A 16,421-nucleotide genomic window follows, 5' to 3' on the forward strand; every position below is an offset into this window, starting at 1 on the left:
CCGCAGTTTCACGGGTTGTTAACCTGAAACTGTGGTTTTTCTATTGTTTAACGAATTTTGCGTTTGAGTTTCCTCATTTCTGTTCATCCTAATACCAGCGAACAAAGCTTGAAAATACCGAAGGAGGAAACATCATGTTTAAACATCAGAAGAAACTGCTGCATCCGGTCAAGGTCAAGAAACCGAATCCTACTTATGCCGCATTGCTGCAGGAACAGTTAGGCGGGCCGCAGGGTGAGATGAAGGCGGCAATGCAGTATTTCGCCCAGAGTCTGCGGATTCAGGATAAGGAAATCAAGGATTTATTTCTCGATATTGCGGCGGAGGAATTATGCCACATGGAAATTGTCGCCGAGATGATCAATCAGCTCAACGGCGATCAGCTCAACGCCAAGGAAGCAACCGTCGGCGGCATGGAAGCTCATGTGCTGACCGGCTTGACGCCGATTTTAGCTAATGCGTCCGGTTTTCTGTGGACAGCGGCATATGTGAATGAAACCGGCGATCTGGCTGCTGATTTATTGTCCGATATCGCGGCGGAGCAGCGGGCAAAGGTCGTTTATCAGTATTTATACCGGCAGATTGAGGACGAAGGCGTGCGCGAGGTCATCGACTTTTTATTAAACCGTGAGGAAGCACACAACACGATGTTCCGGCAGGCGTTTAACCGGATTGTTGACAGCGGTTCTCAGAAAGACTGGGGCGTGACTTCCGATTCCCGGATTTATTTCGATTTGTCGGGCGATGGCCAGCATTTCGATCCCGCACGTAAAAATCCGCCGGAATTCAAGGAATAAAGGGCGTCGAGAAGAACCGGAGGGCTGCGAGTATGGCGTGAAATGCCGGCTTTCTGTTCAGGATTAATGTAAAATATCAAAATGAAACCGCGCTTCAATTTTCGATCCCAGCGCGGTTTTTTGAATGTATACGTTTTTTGATTCTATTTTATTATAAAAGGATCAGTTCCACCACATATACCGCGGCGCAAGCCGCCAGCGCAACGGTCAGCAGCCCCTTGCCGCGCCACCCCAGCGTTAATGCTGTCACCAGCCCAGCCACAGCACTGGGCCAGCAGCGGGTACTTGTTAAAATCGCCGGGAAGGTCATCGCCGCCAGCACGGCATAGGGAACATAGAACAAAAAGCTTTGGATAAACGGATTTTCAATCTTCTTCTGAAAGATGAGAATCGGCGCTGCGCGCAGAAGATAGGTGACCCCGGCCATGACCAGCGTATAAATCAAGATCGACGGATTATTCATGATCGTGCACCTCCTGAACCGGGAACAGCCAGGCGCCCAAAGCTGCCGCGGCCAGCGTAGAGAGAATGATTGAAAAACCTTCGGAAATCCAGCTGAACAGCGGACAGACATGAAGCGTCACGCTCATTGCCACGGCGATTCCCACGACGATGGCCACGGACTTTAACTGCCGGGCAACCGGAGCGACGATCGCGATAAACATCCCGTAAATCGCAACGGCGAAGGCCGCGCGCACCGCTTCCGGAAGCAGGGCGCTGAACGCACAGCCTAAAAACGTGCCGCCGACCCAGCCTGCCATAGGCGTCAGGATCAGCCCCAGCATATAGTGAAATTGGACGACTGGGTGGCTGACGGCAACCGCGAAGATTTCATCGGTATTGCCAAACGCCAGCATGGCTTTTTGCAGACGGGACATCGCCGGATCCAGCTTCTGCGCCAGAGAGAGAGACATCAGGGCATAGCGTAAATTGATCACCAGCGTGGTCAGCGCCATTTCGAATAACGATGCCTGCGACTGAATCAAAGTCAAGCCGGCAAACTGGCCGGCGGAGGTGAGATTGGTCGCCGAGATCATCACCGCTTCGCCTGCGGACAAACCCGCCGCCGCAGCCGCCATGCCGAAGGTAAACGACACTGAAAGATAACCCAGCGCGATCGGCAGCCCATCTTTTGCACCCTGTTTCCACCCCAAATTGTTCTGCATCATCGTGTTCCACATCCCCCAACTCTGTTTTGATTTATCTTTCATTCTAGGTTTTTCACACTTTTTCGTCAACGGTCAGGATCAAAAAAATGCGCTTTCCGCTTAAAAAATTGAGCATCGGCGGTTGGCGAAGGGCGGCTTTATGCTATAATAACGCTATAAGGAAGACCGCCGCTCAATCGAGACGGCGCAGGAAAAAATGATAGGGTGAATTTATGCAGCAATATGTTTATATCGTCGGTCATAAGAATCCGGACACCGATTCGATTTGTTCTGCCCTGGCGTACGCTGAACTCAAGCAGCGGCTGGGCGTTCATGCGATTCCGTGTCGCTTGGGACCGCTCAACGAAGAAACCAAATATGTACTGAAACGTTTCGGATTGGAAAATCCGCTGTTATTAAAAGACGCGCGGTCTCAGCTGCGCGATATCGACATCGACGAACCAACCTTGATCACGACCAAGACCTCGTTGAAGGAAGCTTGGGACGTTTTGTTCAAGGCCCGCAACAAATCGCTGTTCGTACTGGATGAGCAGCAGAAGCTGACCGGGATTGTGTCCACGTCCAACCTGGCGTCGCCGCGGATGATGAGCGACGAGCTGATGCATAAGCTGATGAAAACCGCTTCGCTGTCCGCGCTGGCCAAAACGATCAACGGCGAGATCGACTACGAACCGAAGAATTTCAAGACCAACGGCAAGGTGTTCATCGTCACGCTCAACGACGGCACAAAGTTTGAGGAGAACTTCCGCCATTCGATCACGATTCTCTCCGATGGCAACCGCAAGCAGCGGCAGCTGCTGGAAATGGGCACGCGGTGCATGATCATCACATGCAATCAGGAGATCAGCCCGGACAATCTTGAACTTGCGCGTAAACAGGACTGTGCGGTGATCCGCACGCCATGGGATACGATGAAGGTCGCCAAGGTCATCAACGAAGCCTTCCCGGTGGAAAGCCTGATGAGCCGCAATCCAATCACATTCCAGGACGACGAATATGTTGACGACGTTGCGAAGAAAATGGCGAACACCCGCTACCGCAGCTATCCGGTGCTGGATATCGAAGGCAAAGCGGTCGGCGCGGTTTCCCGCTATCACCTGCTGAACTATCGCCGCAAGAAGTTTATTCTGGTCGATCACTCGGCTAAAAATCAGGCGATCAACAACATTGACGACGCGGAGATCGAGGAAATTATTGATCACCATCACATTGGCAATATTGAAACCTCCTATCCGATTTTTTACCGCAATCAGCGCTGCGGCTGTACCTGTACGATCATCGCGCAGCTGTATAAGGAAAACGGCATCATCCCGTCGGCGCAGATGGCCGGAATTATGATGAGCGCGATCATCTCCGATACGCTGCATTTTAAATCCGCAACCACAACCCGGCTGGATAAGGATGTCGCTTACGGGCTGGCGGAGATCGCCGGGGTGGATCTTGATCATTACGCTGATGAAATGCTGAGCGCCTCGGTGGCCTTGAAGGAATCGACGCCGACGCAGATCCTTAACCGCGACTTGAAGACCTACGATATGGGAAAATACAAGATTGCGATCGGTCAGACCAACTATAAGAATATTGAAGATATCCAGGCAATTCTGCCGGCTTTCCGTCAGCAGCTGGAAAAGGAACAGACTGCCAAGCAGTTTGATTTAATGGTTATGATGTTTTCGCATATCATGGCGGAAGGCACGATGTTTGTTTACAGCGGTCCGCTTTCCTATGTGATGAACGAAATCATTGATACGAAATTCGACGACAATTCCGGTTATGATCATGAGATCATTTCCCGGAAGCAGCAGCTGATGCCGAAGCTTTCCGTCATTCTGAAACAGATGTAAAGCCGGCGGGAGGAACTCCATGAAAAAAATGACGGTCATGCGTTGGCTCGGCTCTGCCGCTACGGTGTTGTTTCTCATGATGTTGATTGTCAACGATTGCAACATCGGTTTTGACGTCGCATTGTACGATGATTACGGAATTCATGACCGGCCGAATCCGTTTACGCTGGCACAGCTGATCCTGCCGCTGGCCGGCCTGATTCTCAGCAGCGTTTTAACCTGGCAGCTGAATCATTGGGAAACGGCTGTGGAAAATAAATCGGATTCATCAAATGGATAATTCATGGAGGGTAAATCCGGGCATACTCACAGTGAGAGGCTGTCTGGATAACGGGGAAAAAACTTGAAAACGGCACGCAGAATCAAAGAAGATTGGATGAAATCAACACCGAAGGGCAGCAATGCCCTTTTTTAGTACTTGCGCTGGGCTGAAAAGAGAAGATTGTCGGAGAGAATCCTGTGCCCCTGCGGTTCGGCTGGGCTTCGCTTTGGACAACAGATAAAGAAGAAATCAAGAAATCGGAATGATTTCGCTTCACTTTCGTTTCTCTCATTTAAGAGCTATCAGAAAAGTGTAAAGTTCGCTTGACAGAATATGTAAAGTTGACTATACTAAAAATGTAAAGCTAGCTATACTATGGAGTGTGATCAAGTTGAAGAATCGAGTTCAGGAGCTGCGCAAACAGCGCCGCTTATCGCAAAGTGAACTGGCCGATGCGGTCGAGGTTACCCGCCAGACGATCATTTCGCTGGAAAACGGAAAATACAACGCCTCGCTGATGTTGGCGCACAAAATCGCCCGGTATTTTGACCTGACGATCGAAGAAGTCTTTTTATTTGAGGAGGATGAATGAAATGTTGGTTAAAGTTTTAAGTCATGCGCTGGCCAGCGGCGTGGATTATGAAAAAACATTAAAAGCCCGTCGGAATCTTTCCGTTCTGGGGATCGTTTTGGGATTGGTTGTTTTGGTGATCGTGAACTTGTGGAAGCCGGAAGCGGATCTTGCCTTCGCGGATTTTCTCAAGGGTGTTTATACAGGAACCGGTATCGGCTTAATGTTATTCTCCGCCCTGTTCTGGGTGAAGGTAAGAAAATTGCTGAAGGATCCGGAATTACAGAAGAAGACCCGGATTCAAGAGCAGGATGAACGCCAGACGTTGATCGCGATGAAGACAAGTTCCTCGGCGTTATTGATTCTGATCGGCCTGGAATATTTCGCTCTGTTATTAAGCGGAATGTTCAATGCCACGGTATTCTTCACATTGTTGGCAGTGTTGATCGCCGTCCTTGTCGTGATGATTGGCTGTAAGCTCTATTACAGCCGCCGGATTTAGAGGTGATCCGCATGGGCAAATGTGAAAAGCGGGCATGGCCGCTGACATTGGGGTTATTGGTGAATGCCGCCGCGCTGACGGTGCATGGCCTGATCGAGAATCTCCCGGAGGGATTGTTCATCCTGATGGAACTGGCCGCGATTGTGCTGATGTTGTGGGGAATTGTGGAAACTCGCCGGCGGGCCGGTCTGTGATCGGTTGAAAAGTCTGCGGATCGCAGTGAACCGCGGCTGTCATTGGATTGATTTGAATGCGGATTCACAAAGCCAGATTTGCCGGAAGCGATCTGGCTTTTTCCGTGTGCCGGGCATGGCATACATCTAGTTGGTGAAAATCCAACCACGGGTATTTACCGCCAAGTGTAGTGAACCACAAGTCGTTAGCAGTGATGTTAAGGGTGAAGGAAGTGGTGTAGCAAAATCTTCGAGGTTACGAACAGAAACCTGATGAGGCTAAATGGTGGATAAGGTTGCGAAACAAACCAAAGTCCAAAAGGTAAACGTAAAACCAAGACAGTAAATCAGGAACTTGTGAAGATAGGAAAGAGATGTATGTCTTACCCCGGGAGGTCTTGTGAACGATGAAGTCCAATAAACTTTAAAATCAGGGATGGTAGCATCGGTCGAAAAAGGTTTATCACAAGAAGTCAGCTGAGGTCATATTAGTTATCCAGCCTAGATAACGAAGGACTTAATGTATGTATAGTGTGAATCACTATGAGAAAATGTTCAAGCAATCCGAAAATGAGGATACTCTGAAACAATGAATCGTAATCATTGATGAGGAAAGTAGTGGGGATGGTCTTGGATAAATCTACGAGTAGAGGAGGAACAGCGAATGAGATTGATAGAAAAGATGCTAAGTAAAAGAAATATGGAACTGGCGATAAAGAAAGTCAAGAGTAACAAAGGCGCACCGGGTGTTGATAACATGATGGTGGAAGAAATTGACAAATATTTTGAAATACATGGAGAGGAAATTATAACCGCAATCATGAATATGAAATATAAACCAAAGCCAGTAAGGAGAGTCTATATACCAAAAGCAGATGGAAAGCAAAGACCGCTAGGTATACCGACAGTAACAGATAGAGTAATACAACAAGCATTAGCGCAGATACTGAGCGAAATATATGAACCACATTTCAGTGAAAACAGTTATGGGTTTCGCCCCAATAGAAGTGCACATAATGCGATGGAACAAGTATTAGAATATCTAAACGAAGGATACGAATGGGTTATTGACATAGATATAGAAAAATATTTCGATACAGTACATCATGACAAGTTAATCTCAATACTTAGAGAACATGTGAATGAAAGAGAAATACTGCATCTGATACGTTCGTTCTTAAAAGCAGGAGTTATGGAAGATGGACTAGTAAGTCCAAATGAAGCAGGAGTACCACAAGGAGGACCACTCAGTCCAGTACTATCAAATATATATTTAGATAAGCTTGATAAAGAACTTGAAGAGAGAGGGCTGCGCTTTGTGAGGTACGCTGATGATGGTAACATCTTCGTAAAGAGCGAAATGGCAGCAGAAAGAGTAATGAAATCAATCACATGGTGGCTAGAAAGAAAACTATTCTTAAAAGTGAGTGCGACAAAGACCAAAATCGTAAGACCGACGAAAAGTAATTTTCTAGGTTTTACGTTCTGGAAAGGAAGTATGGGATGGAAGTGTAGGCCAAGCGATAACAGGAAAGCGAAGTTATGCATGAAAATCAAAGAAATACTAAAACGGAAACACGCAGTAGCAAGACCATTAGCAGAGACATTTAAAAGAATAAACCAAATTATACGAGGATGGATAAACTATTTCCGTATCGGAAGTATGAAACAATTCTTGGATAAATTCGGACAATGGTTAAGACACAAAATAAGAGTGGTTATTATTAAGCAATGGAAGATACCGAAACGGATTTATATAAATCTGCAAAGACTGAATAAACTGCAAAATTTTTCCTTTACAGAGGAAGACATATTTAAAGTAGCAAATTCAAGACTAGGATGGTATCGAAGATGTGGAATGAATGTGGTAAACTACATCTTAAATCCCAGAATACTAGCCATAAAGAAAAAGGAAAGACAAGGCTTAGTCAATCCTTTAGAGTACTATCTAAGTTATTCGTGACAGCAATACATATGTAGCGCCGTATACGAGATCCGTACGTACGGTGCAATGGGAGGGGCGAAATTTATTTTCCCTCTACCCTATTTTTTCAGCGGATCTACATCGCGGGGAACCTCATTTTTGACGACTTTGCGTATTCTGAACCGGAAACCTCTGGAAGCCGGCGCAGGAAACCAGTATAATGGACATCAGGGAAAGGATGATGAATTCGATGATTTTATTAAAAAACGGCTGTGTTCATAACGGCCGGGGACAGGTAAGCACCACGGATCTGTTGATTGACGGCGGAAAGATCGTCAAAATCGGCGAACATCTGGAAGCCTCCGGCGCAGACGTGATTGACGCTGCCGGGATGCATGTGTTTCCAGGCTTTATTGATCCGCTGAGCGATTGGGGAATTCTTGGCCCGGGCCGGGAAATCCGCGGCAACGCCAACGACAACGATGAACGCTCCGACGTGTTTACGCCGCAGCTGGACGTCAAATATGCCTTTAACGGCCGGGGAATTACCCGGCAGCAGATCTACGCCTTCGGCATCACCGCGGTCGGCGTCGCGCCGTCCAACAACAATGTGTTCGGCGGTCAGATGGCGGCTTTTGAGGTGCACGGCGTCAATCCGATGAAAATGTTGATCCGGGAAAAGGTCGGCATGAAAGCTTCGGTCACAGAGGCGGTGAAGGAAGCTTACGGTTCCCGCAATCTCGCGCCGATGACCAAAATGGGGATTTTTGCGATGCTGAAAGAAAAACTGGCGGCCGCGAAGGATTACCATCCGGAAGAAGATAAGGTTGAACGCGATGAAAAGCTGGCGGCCTTGAAACAGGTCGTCGATAAGCAGATGCCGCTGTTTGTCAGCTGCAACACGCCGGCGGAAATCCGTTCGGTGCTGCGGGCAGTCGCGGATTATGACCTCGATCTTGTGTTCTGCGGCGGCTTCGGCGTCGATGGTTCATTGCAGGAGCTGGCGGAAAAGCGCTGCGGTTTGATCGTTGCCAATCCCGCTAACGGTTTCAACAAATATACGCGCAATACCGATTACGTGGGAATTGCCCAGCTGGCGAAGCAGGGCGCGACGGTGGCGTTCAGCGCGGCGGATAATGGTTTTGGCGGCCGCGAGGATCTGTTGTGGTCGGCGTTGGAAATGCAGAAAGCGATTCATGACAGCGAAACCGTGCTGACGATGCTGACCTACAACGCGGCGAAGCTCTTGGGGATCGAACAGCTGACCGGTTCGTTGGAAGAAGGCAAGCGCGCCGATCTCGTCTTGTGGAGCGCCAATCCGATCACCAGCTACAAGGGCGCCGTGGAAATGACGATCGCCAACGGTGAAATTCTGTATCGGAAAGGAGATGCGATGAAATGCTTCTTATAAAAAATGGCAAAGTCCTGACGATGGGGCCGCAGGGCGTTCTGGAACAGGCCGACGTGCTGATCGGCGACGATGGCAAAATCATCGAGGTGGCCGCGAATCTGGAAGCCCCCGGGGCAGAAATTCTGGATGCGAGCGGTAAAATCGTCATGCCGGGGCTGGTCGACGCGCATTCGCATATCGGCGGCTTCGATACGGATACCGGAGCACAGGATCTCAATGAACTGACCAAACCGCAGACGCCGGAAATTCAGGCTTACGACGGCATCAATCCGCTTGACCGTTCCTTTATGGAATCTGCAAAGGCCGGAATTACGACCAGCGCGATTACGCCGGGCAGCGGCAACGTGATCTGCGGCTTAGCGTGCGCCGTCAAATCAGCGGGGACGTCGCTGGCCAGCCGGACGCTGCGCAATCCGATCGCGCTGAAAGCGGCGATGGGCGTGAACCCGAAGGGCGTTTACGGACCGCGCACAGCGCTGCCGATGTCGCGTTTAGGCGTGGCGGATCTGTTTCGCGATTACTTCCTCAAAGTAAAGGACTATCAGGCGAAAAAAGTTCTGGGTGTAAGTGATCCGGAGAAAATGCCGAAGTTCGATCAGGGGATGGAAAACGGACTGCTGGTTCTGGAAAAGAAAATTCCGCTCAAGGTGCATTGTTATCAGCACGACATGATGTCATTGCTGCAGCTGGCGGATGAATTTGATTTCGACGTGACGCTTGATCATGCGTTAGGGTCCAGCGATTTCTATGATGAGATCGCTTCGAGCAAGCATGTCCGCGGCGTGATTTACGGTCCGCTGGGTGCGCCGCTGTTTGGCGGCGAGGGCTGCAAGGTTGATATCGACTGTCTGGCTGAGCTGGACCGGCGGGGCGTCTGCTGCGCAATCATGACGGACGGCCCGTGCTTTGTTCCGTATATGATCATCACGCAGGCCGGCGAAGCGGTGCGTACCGGTCTGGATGAGCTGCGTGCGCTGGCGATGATTACGATCAACGCCGCAAAGATCATCGGCTGCGACGACTGGGTCGGTTCGTTAGAAGCGGGCAAAGACGGCGACGTGCTGATTTTTGACGGTATGCCGGCAGTTGATACCGATGCGCGCAACCTCTGCACGATCATCGACGGCAAGATCGTTTATCAGGCGTAACGAATAAACAAACAAGGCTTGCCCGCTGCGGTAAGCCTTTGCTTGCTTTCGTGATTCAGACAAAAAGAGAGCGAGGCGGCAGGCGCGGCAATGCCGCAAAAAAAACACGCCGGCAAAGGCGTGTTTCAAGGAAAGGCTATCGCAACGATCCGGACCGGTTTAATACCGGGCGGCAATCGCCGAGACCATCAGTGCTTTCAGCTTGACCGGACTGAGGCGGCGGGCTGACTGCGTGCCCATTTCCATGGCGGCGCACAGCTTATCCACCCCCTGGACGACCCAGCCTTCCTTTGTCTGCGGACGCTGGCGGGACATCGGCCACATGTGGTTGAGAATACAATCTTCCATGATCGGATCCACCGCGGTGTATTGCCGGGCCATCGCCAGCGCGACCTGCGGATGCACGACGCTGTGACGGCCTTCGATCGGCTGCTCGTTATTCTTCCAGTCATACAGATAAAAGTCGCGCAGCAGCGCGCCGCGGGTGGCGCTGCGGACGTTCAGGTTCAGCCGGCGGCTGATTAAAAATGTATAATAAGCGACGTTGACGCAGTGCTGCAGGCGCGTGGTCTTGCAATGCTGGACATAATCGCGCAGCTCCTGAACGTCGTCGATATGCAGTATATCCTGTACCAATTCCATGAATTCGCTGACCAGCGCTTCTTCGGAATCAGTAAAATTCAACCGGGATCCAATGGGTTTTTCCAATGAAATCACTCCTTTTGAAAAACTACAAGTCCCATCATAGCAACATTCACACAGAAAAACAAGTTATCCATCGTGAATAATTCATGAAAAACAAGGAAAGGAAGGGAGAAATCATGTTTTTAGACACAAAAAAAGCGCAGCGGTATCTCGACCGGGCATTGGCGCGGGGCGGCGATTTCGCGGAGCTGTTTGAGGAAGAAAAGTGGACGTGCAGCGCTTCGATGCTCAACGGGAAACTGGAGGCGGCCAACAGCGGATTACGCTGGGGGCTGTCGATTAGGATCTTTGACGGGCTGCGCACGGTGTACGGCTATACCAACGAGCAGGAGGAGGAAAAGATCCTCACGGTGATCGATCAGCTGACCGCGGCGATCGGCCGCAAACGTGAGGCGGAATGTCCGGCGATTCAGGAACAAATTATTCAGGATCAGCACGCCCCGGAAATTCCCGTGCAAAGCGTGACGTTAGCCCAGCGCCGGGCTTTGATGCAGCGGGCCAACGACGCGCTGCTGAACTACGATCCGGTGATCAAAAAAGCGATAGTCAATCTGGCTGATGAAGACCAGACCGTCATCATCGCCTCCAGCGACGGCAGGCTGGTGCGCGATAACCGCCAGCGGACGCGGCTGCGCATGCAGGCGGTCGCGATGGACGGCGACCGGATGCAGAATTCTGCGAAAGCACCGGGCGCGCATGCCGGCTATGAATTCTATGATCAGATCGACGTCGAAGCGATGGCACGGGACGCTGCCCGCACGGCCAAGGTGATGCTGAACGCCGACGAATGCCCGAGCGGGGAAATGACCGTCGTGATCGACAACGGTTTTGGCGGCGTCATCTTCCATGAAGCCTGCGGCCATTCCTTAGAAGCCACCAGCGTTGCTTACGGCAATTCTGTCTTCTGCGGCAAGCTGGGTCAAAAGGTGGCCAGCGAGCTGGTCAACGCCGTTGACGACGGAACGATTCCGCATGCCTGGGGTTCCAACAATATCGACGATGAAGGCCAGGCCACCCGCCGCAATCTGTTGATCGAAAACGGCGTGCTGAAGGGCTATTTGATCGATCCGCTGAATGCCCGGCGGATGGGTATGGAAGCGACCGGCTCCGCGCGCCGTCAGGATTACACCTTTGAACCGACGTCGCGGATGACCAATACCTTCTTGTTGAACGGCACGTCGACGTTTGAGGAAATTATCGCCGATACGCCGTTAGGGTTGTATGCCAAGCGTTTAGGCGGCGGATCCGTGAATCCGGTCACCGGTGATTTCAACTTCGCGGTCCTGGAAGCCTATATGATCCGCGACGGCAAGCTGGCTGAACCGGTGCGGGGCGCGACCCTGATTGGCAACGGCGCGGAAATTCTGTTCAGAATTGATAAGATTGCGGACAACGGTTCGCGCGAGCAGGGGATGTGCGGTTCCAAGAGCGGTTCGATTCCGACGGATGTCGGCCAGCCGACGATCCGCGTTACGCACATGACGGTCGGCGGCAAAGGAGGAAAATTGAAATGATCGCGGAAACAATTTTAAGCTACGCAAAAGAAGAAGGCCTGGAAGAAGCGGAGGTCTATCAGAGTCAGACCCGGACGCTGCGCTTTGACATTCTGGACGGGCAGCCGCGCCAGTTTGTCGTTTCGGATAAAAATGGTCTCTCGCTGCGGGGGACGCGTCAGGGCCGCTGCGCCAGCGCCTATACGGAGAAAACCGATGAAGCGTCATTGCGGGCCTTGGCGATTCAATGCCGCCAGCTGGCCGACGCTTTGGAAACAGAAGACACTGTGTTGTTAACGCCGGGACAGACGCCGATGAACGACGACCGCGGCGATGATACACTCGCCCGCCGAACCGTGAGCGAGAAGATCGAATTCATGAAAAAGGTGGAAGCTGCGGCCCTGAAGCAGGATTCGCGAATCCTGCGGGTATCGGCCTGCGGTTATCAGGAAACGGAGTCCTTAACGACGCTGGCCAATACACAGGGGCTGAAGGCGATGCGGCGCTCGACGCTGGGCTTGATCACGCTGAGCGGCATCGCTTCCAATGGGAAAGAACAGACCAACGGCTTCAGCTGGCGTGCGATCAAGGATTTGGATGAGGATAAAGCGGCTGAATTCGTTGAGGAAGCGGTTCGGGAAGCGGTGAACAAGCTGGACGCTGTGCGGATTCCTTCCGGCAGGTACCGGACAATTTTACGTTATGACGTCGCGACGGATCTGTTGGCTTCCTTATGGGCAATGTTCAGCGCTGACCAGATTCAAAAGGATTTATCCATTCTGAAAGACCGGCAGGGTGAGAACATCATGAGTCCGCTGATCACTATCGTTGACGAACCGCAGTTGCCCGATGGCTTTTCCAGCTGTGATTTCGATGATGAAGGCGTGCCGACCCAGCGCACAGTGATCGTCGAAAACGGTGTATTCAAGGAAGCTTTATATGACCGCAAGAGCGCGCTGAAAGGCAGCCGGACTTCGACGGGCAACGGGTTTAAAAACGGCTGCAGCGCTCCGGTTCAGGTTTCGCCGACCAACCTGCTTGTAAAACCGGGGGATTTATCCCTGGATGAAATGATCACGCAGATCGAGGACGGCGTGCTGATTACCGACTTACAAGGTCTGCACGCGGGACTGAACCCGCTGACGAGTGATTTCTCATTGCAGGCCAGCGGTTTTAAAATCGAACAGGGCAAGCTGGCCTATCCGGTTCATTTGATCACGATTGCGGGGAACTATCTTGAAATGATGAATTCAATTCTTGCCTTAGGCCATGACGGCCGTCAGGATTTGAACAGCGTGTGCTGTGGATCCCTGCTTGTCGATCAACTCGCAATATCTGGAGAATAATTGTTAAAATAATTATTACATTTATTTAAAACACAGAGAAATCTGTGTTTTAATTTTGTGTGCCGGGCATGGCATACATCTAGTTGGTGAAAATCCAACCACGGGTATTTACCGCCAAGTGTAGTGAACCACAAGTCGTTAGCAGTGATGTTAAGGGTGAAGGAAGTGGTGTAGCAAAATCTTCGAGGTTACGAACAGAAACCTGATGAGGCTAAATGGTGGATAAGGTTGCGAAACAAACCAAAGTCCAAAAGGTAAACGTAAAACCAAGACAGTAAATCAGGAACTTGTGAAGATAGGAAAGAGATGTATGTCTTACCCCGGGAGGTCTTGTGAACGATGAAGTCCAATAAACTTTAAAATCAGGGATGGTAGCATCGGTCGAAAAAGGTTTATCACAAGAAGTCAGCTGAGGTCATATTAGTTATCCAGCCTAGATAACGAAGGACTTAATGTATGTATAGTGTGAATCACTATGAGAAAATGTTCAAGCAATCCGAAAATGAGGATACTCTGAAACAATGAATCGTAATCATTGATGAGGAAAGTAGTGGGGATGGTCTTGGATAAATCTACGAGTAGAGGAGGAACAGCGAATGAGATTGATAGAAAAGATGCTAAGTAAAAGAAATATGGAACTGGCGATAAAGAAAGTCAAGAGTAACAAAGGCGCACCGGGTGTTGATAACATGATGGTGGAAGAAATTGACAAATATTTTGAAATACATGGAGAGGAAATTATAACCGCAATCATGAATATGAAATATAAACCAAAGCCAGTAAGGAGAGTCTATATACCAAAAGCAGATGGAAAGCAAAGACCGCTAGGTATACCGACAGTAACAGATAGAGTAATACAACAAGCATTAGCGCAGATACTGAGCGAAATATATGAACCACATTTCAGTGAAAACAGTTATGGGTTTCGCCCCAATAGAAGTGCACATAATGCGATGGAACAAGTATTAGAATATCTAAACGAAGGATACGAATGGGTTATTGACATAGATATAGAAAAATATTTCGATACAGTACATCATGACAAGTTAATCTCAATACTTAGAGAACATGTGAATGAAAGAGAAATACTGCATCTGATACGTTCGTTCTTAAAAGCAGGAGTTATGGAAGATGGACTAGTAAGTCCAAATGAAGCAGGAGTACCACAAGGAGGACCACTCAGTCCAGTACTATCAAATATATATTTAGATAAGCTTGATAAAGAACTTGAAGAGAGAGGGCTGCGCTTTGTGAGGTACGCTGATGATGGTAACATCTTCGTAAAGAGCGAAATGGCAGCAGAAAGAGTAATGAAATCAATCACATGGTGGCTAGAAAGAAAACTATTCTTAAAAGTGAGTGCGACAAAGACCAAAATCGTAAGACCGACGAAAAGTAATTTTCTAGGTTTTACGTTCTGGAAAGGAAGTATGGGATGGAAGTGTAGGCCAAGCGATAACAGGAAAGCGAAGTTATGCATGAAAATCAAAGAAATACTAAAACGGAAACACGCAGTAGCAAGACCATTAGCAGAGACATTTAAAAGAATAAACCAAATTATACGAGGATGGATAAACTATTTCCGTATCGGAAGTATGAAACAATTCTTGGATAAATTCGGACAATGGTTAAGACACAAAATAAGAGTGGTTATTATTAAGCAATGGAAGATACCGAAACGGATTTATATAAATCTGCAAAGACTGAATAAACTGCAAAATTTTTCCTTTACAGAGGAAGACATATTTAAAGTAGCAAATTCAAGACTAGGATGGTATCGAAGATGTGGAATGAATGTGGTAAACTACATCTTAAATCCCAGAATACTAGCCATAAAGAAAAAGGAAAGACAAGGCTTAGTCAATCCTTTAGAGTACTATCTAAGTTATTCGTGACAGCAATACATATGTAGCGCCGTATACGAGATCCGTACGTACGGTGCAATGGGAGGGGCGAAATTTATTTTCCCTCTACCCTATTTCTTAAATATGCTGGAAAATTTTACCTTTGGCGTATAATTGCGTTTTGTATAGGGTTTTATATAGAATTGAAAAAGGAGGAAAGATCATGACATGCCAAATCTATGGCTACGTACGCGTATCGACAAAGGATCAAAACGAAGACCGGCAGATGATTGCGATGTTGGAGTTCCCGGTACCTGAGAAAAACATCGTCGTTGAAAAGCAGAGCGGAAAAGATTTCAACCGGCCACGTTACCGGCGGCTTATCCGCAAGATGAAAAAAGGCGATCTGCTTGTGATTAAAAGTATCGACCGCCTGGGCCGCAACTATGAAGAAATTATCCAGCAGTGGCGGTATCTGACCAAGGAAAAAGGGATTGATATCGTCGTTCTGGATATGGCGCTGCTGGACACCCGGGAGGGAAAAGACCTGACCGGCACCTTGATCGCCGATCTGGTGCTGCAGCTGCTGAGCTATGTCGCGCAGACGGAGCGTGAGAATATCCGCCAGCGGCAGAAAGAAGGCATTCAAGCCGCGAAGCGCAAAGGCGTCCAATTCGGAAGACCCAAAATTCCAGTTCCCGATCAATTTACCGAGCTCAAGCAACAGTGGAAAAACAACGAAATTTCATCACGGCAGGCCGCTTCCCAGCTTGGCGTTTCGCACGAAACCTTTCTGCGGTGGTGCAAGCGTCAGGCTTAGTTTTCAGCCTGCCATCTAAAAAAGTAGACTTTTTATTACTGATCATTCCATCCCGAAACAGCCTGAAAATCAGCTGGTTTCACTTGTAAATTTATTATATTCTGAATGTCACAAAAAGTCTGATTTAATTGACAAAAGGGGGGCAGAAAACAATGCCGAAACCAAGTTTACTAGAGCTTCTGGCAAATCAATGCGAGTGTCCTTATCTGTCCGATCTGCATACGCAGCCCTATCATTACCCATTGAGGAATGTTGTTCTTCAGCTTGCCGCAGACAATTACAGCGATCAGGAATGGCGCGATAGCTTTGCGTATATTCTGGGACGGAAACCTCGCGCCCAAACGGCGGAAGAAATCAAACAGGAGCTGATTCAGACGATCGGCGAAAAAAAATAGAGATCCGGGTGTCCGGA

The 16,421-nt window shown here is 49.2% G+C and carries 17 protein-coding genes; 14 read left to right on the forward strand and 3 right to left on the reverse strand.

All coding sequences use genetic code 11. The features are described 5' to 3' along the window. The first annotated feature begins 134 nt into the window (after positions 1-134). Positions 135-797 (forward strand): manganese catalase family protein, encoded by a 663-nt coding sequence (locus tag BQ7364_RS11085; RefSeq protein ID WP_072684776.1) that lies wholly within the window; start codon positions 135-137, stop codon positions 795-797. A gap of 151 nt (positions 798-948) precedes the next feature. Here BQ7364_RS11085 and BQ7364_RS11090 read toward each other — a convergent pair whose 3' ends face one another. Then, positions 949-1,260 (reverse strand): AzlD domain-containing protein, encoded by a 312-nt coding sequence (locus BQ7364_RS11090; RefSeq protein WP_072684777.1) that lies wholly within the window; start codon positions 1,258-1,260, stop codon positions 949-951. After that, entirely contained in the window at positions 1,253-1,966 is a 714-nt protein-coding gene (locus tag BQ7364_RS11095) for an AzlC family ABC transporter permease (RefSeq protein ID WP_083538557.1), read from the reverse strand. Before BQ7364_RS11095 ends, BQ7364_RS11090 begins: the two co-directional genes overlap by 8 nt. Positions 1,967-2,178: 212 nt before the next feature. Here BQ7364_RS11095 and BQ7364_RS11100 point away from each other — a divergent pair, with 212 nt between their 5' ends. From BQ7364_RS11100 to BQ7364_RS11140, 8 genes are all read left to right on the forward strand, one after another. Continuing rightward, a complete protein-coding gene (locus BQ7364_RS11100) occupies positions 2,179-3,810 on the forward strand; it encodes a putative manganese-dependent inorganic diphosphatase (RefSeq protein ID WP_072684778.1) in 1,632 nt (543 codons plus the stop codon). 19 nt (positions 3,811-3,829) lie between these two features. After that, a complete protein-coding gene (locus BQ7364_RS11105) occupies positions 3,830-4,090 on the forward strand; it encodes a hypothetical protein (RefSeq protein ID WP_072684779.1) in 261 nt (86 codons plus the stop codon). Between the two features lie 373 nt (positions 4,091-4,463). Then, entirely contained in the window at positions 4,464-4,664 is a 201-nt protein-coding gene (locus BQ7364_RS11110) for a helix-turn-helix transcriptional regulator (RefSeq protein WP_039865436.1), read from the forward strand. A 1-nt stretch (position 4,665) separates the two neighbouring features. Next, a complete protein-coding gene (locus tag BQ7364_RS11115; RefSeq protein ID WP_072684780.1) occupies positions 4,666-5,145 on the forward strand; it encodes a hypothetical protein in 480 nt (159 codons plus the stop codon). An 11-nt stretch (positions 5,146-5,156) separates the two neighbouring features. Then, a complete protein-coding gene (locus tag BQ7364_RS11120; RefSeq protein ID WP_072684781.1) occupies positions 5,157-5,339 on the forward strand; it encodes a hypothetical protein in 183 nt (60 codons plus the stop codon). A gap of 643 nt (positions 5,340-5,982) precedes the next feature. Next, positions 5,983-7,281, forward strand: coding sequence for a group II intron reverse transcriptase/maturase (gene ltrA, locus BQ7364_RS11130; protein WP_072683574.1), 1,299 nt, complete (start codon positions 5,983-5,985; stop codon positions 7,279-7,281). Between the two features lie 211 nt (positions 7,282-7,492). Next, positions 7,493-8,653, forward strand: coding sequence for an amidohydrolase family protein (locus BQ7364_RS11135; protein ID WP_159432802.1), 1,161 nt, complete (start codon positions 7,493-7,495; stop codon positions 8,651-8,653). Continuing rightward, positions 8,641-9,801 carry an amidohydrolase family protein gene (locus BQ7364_RS11140; protein ID WP_072684782.1) on the forward strand — a complete coding sequence of 387 codons (1,161 nt, stop codon included), beginning with the start codon at positions 8,641-8,643 and terminating at the stop codon, positions 9,799-9,801. Before BQ7364_RS11135 ends, BQ7364_RS11140 begins: the two co-directional genes overlap by 13 nt. A 159-nt stretch (positions 9,802-9,960) precedes the next feature. On the opposite strand, the gene BQ7364_RS11145 is transcribed toward BQ7364_RS11140, so the two are convergent. Next, positions 9,961-10,518 (reverse strand): HD domain-containing protein, encoded by a 558-nt coding sequence (locus BQ7364_RS11145; RefSeq protein WP_083538559.1) that lies wholly within the window; start codon positions 10,516-10,518, stop codon positions 9,961-9,963. 104 nt (positions 10,519-10,622) lie between these two features. On the opposite strand from BQ7364_RS11145, the gene BQ7364_RS11150 reads away from it, so the two are divergent. The 5 genes from BQ7364_RS11150 (at position 10,623) to BQ7364_RS11175 (ending at position 16,404) form a co-directional block, all read left to right on the forward strand. Then, positions 10,623-12,020: a TldD/PmbA family protein gene (locus BQ7364_RS11150; protein WP_072684784.1), complete on the forward strand. Its 1,398-nt coding sequence runs from the start codon at positions 10,623-10,625 to the stop codon at positions 12,018-12,020. Next, positions 12,017-13,345 (forward strand): TldD/PmbA family protein, encoded by a 1,329-nt coding sequence (locus BQ7364_RS11155; RefSeq protein WP_072684785.1) that lies wholly within the window; start codon positions 12,017-12,019, stop codon positions 13,343-13,345. Before BQ7364_RS11150 ends, BQ7364_RS11155 begins: the two co-directional genes overlap by 4 nt. A gap of 596 nt (positions 13,346-13,941) precedes the next feature. Further along, on the forward strand, positions 13,942-15,240 hold the full coding sequence (gene ltrA, locus BQ7364_RS11165) for a group II intron reverse transcriptase/maturase (protein WP_072683574.1): 1,299 nt from the start codon (positions 13,942-13,944) through the stop codon (positions 15,238-15,240). A gap of 172 nt (positions 15,241-15,412) precedes the next feature. Beyond that, positions 15,413-16,009 carry a recombinase family protein gene (locus BQ7364_RS11170; protein ID WP_072684786.1) on the forward strand — a complete coding sequence of 199 codons (597 nt, stop codon included), beginning with the start codon at positions 15,413-15,415 and terminating at the stop codon, positions 16,007-16,009. A gap of 152 nt (positions 16,010-16,161) precedes the next feature. Next, positions 16,162-16,404 (forward strand): hypothetical protein, encoded by a 243-nt coding sequence (locus BQ7364_RS11175; protein WP_072684787.1) that lies wholly within the window; start codon positions 16,162-16,164, stop codon positions 16,402-16,404. Positions 16,405-16,421 lie beyond the last annotated feature (17 nt).

Source organism: Holdemania sp. Marseille-P2844 (genome assembly GCF_900120005.1).
Classification (GTDB): Bacteria; Bacillota_I; Bacilli_A; order Erysipelotrichales; family Erysipelotrichaceae; genus Holdemania.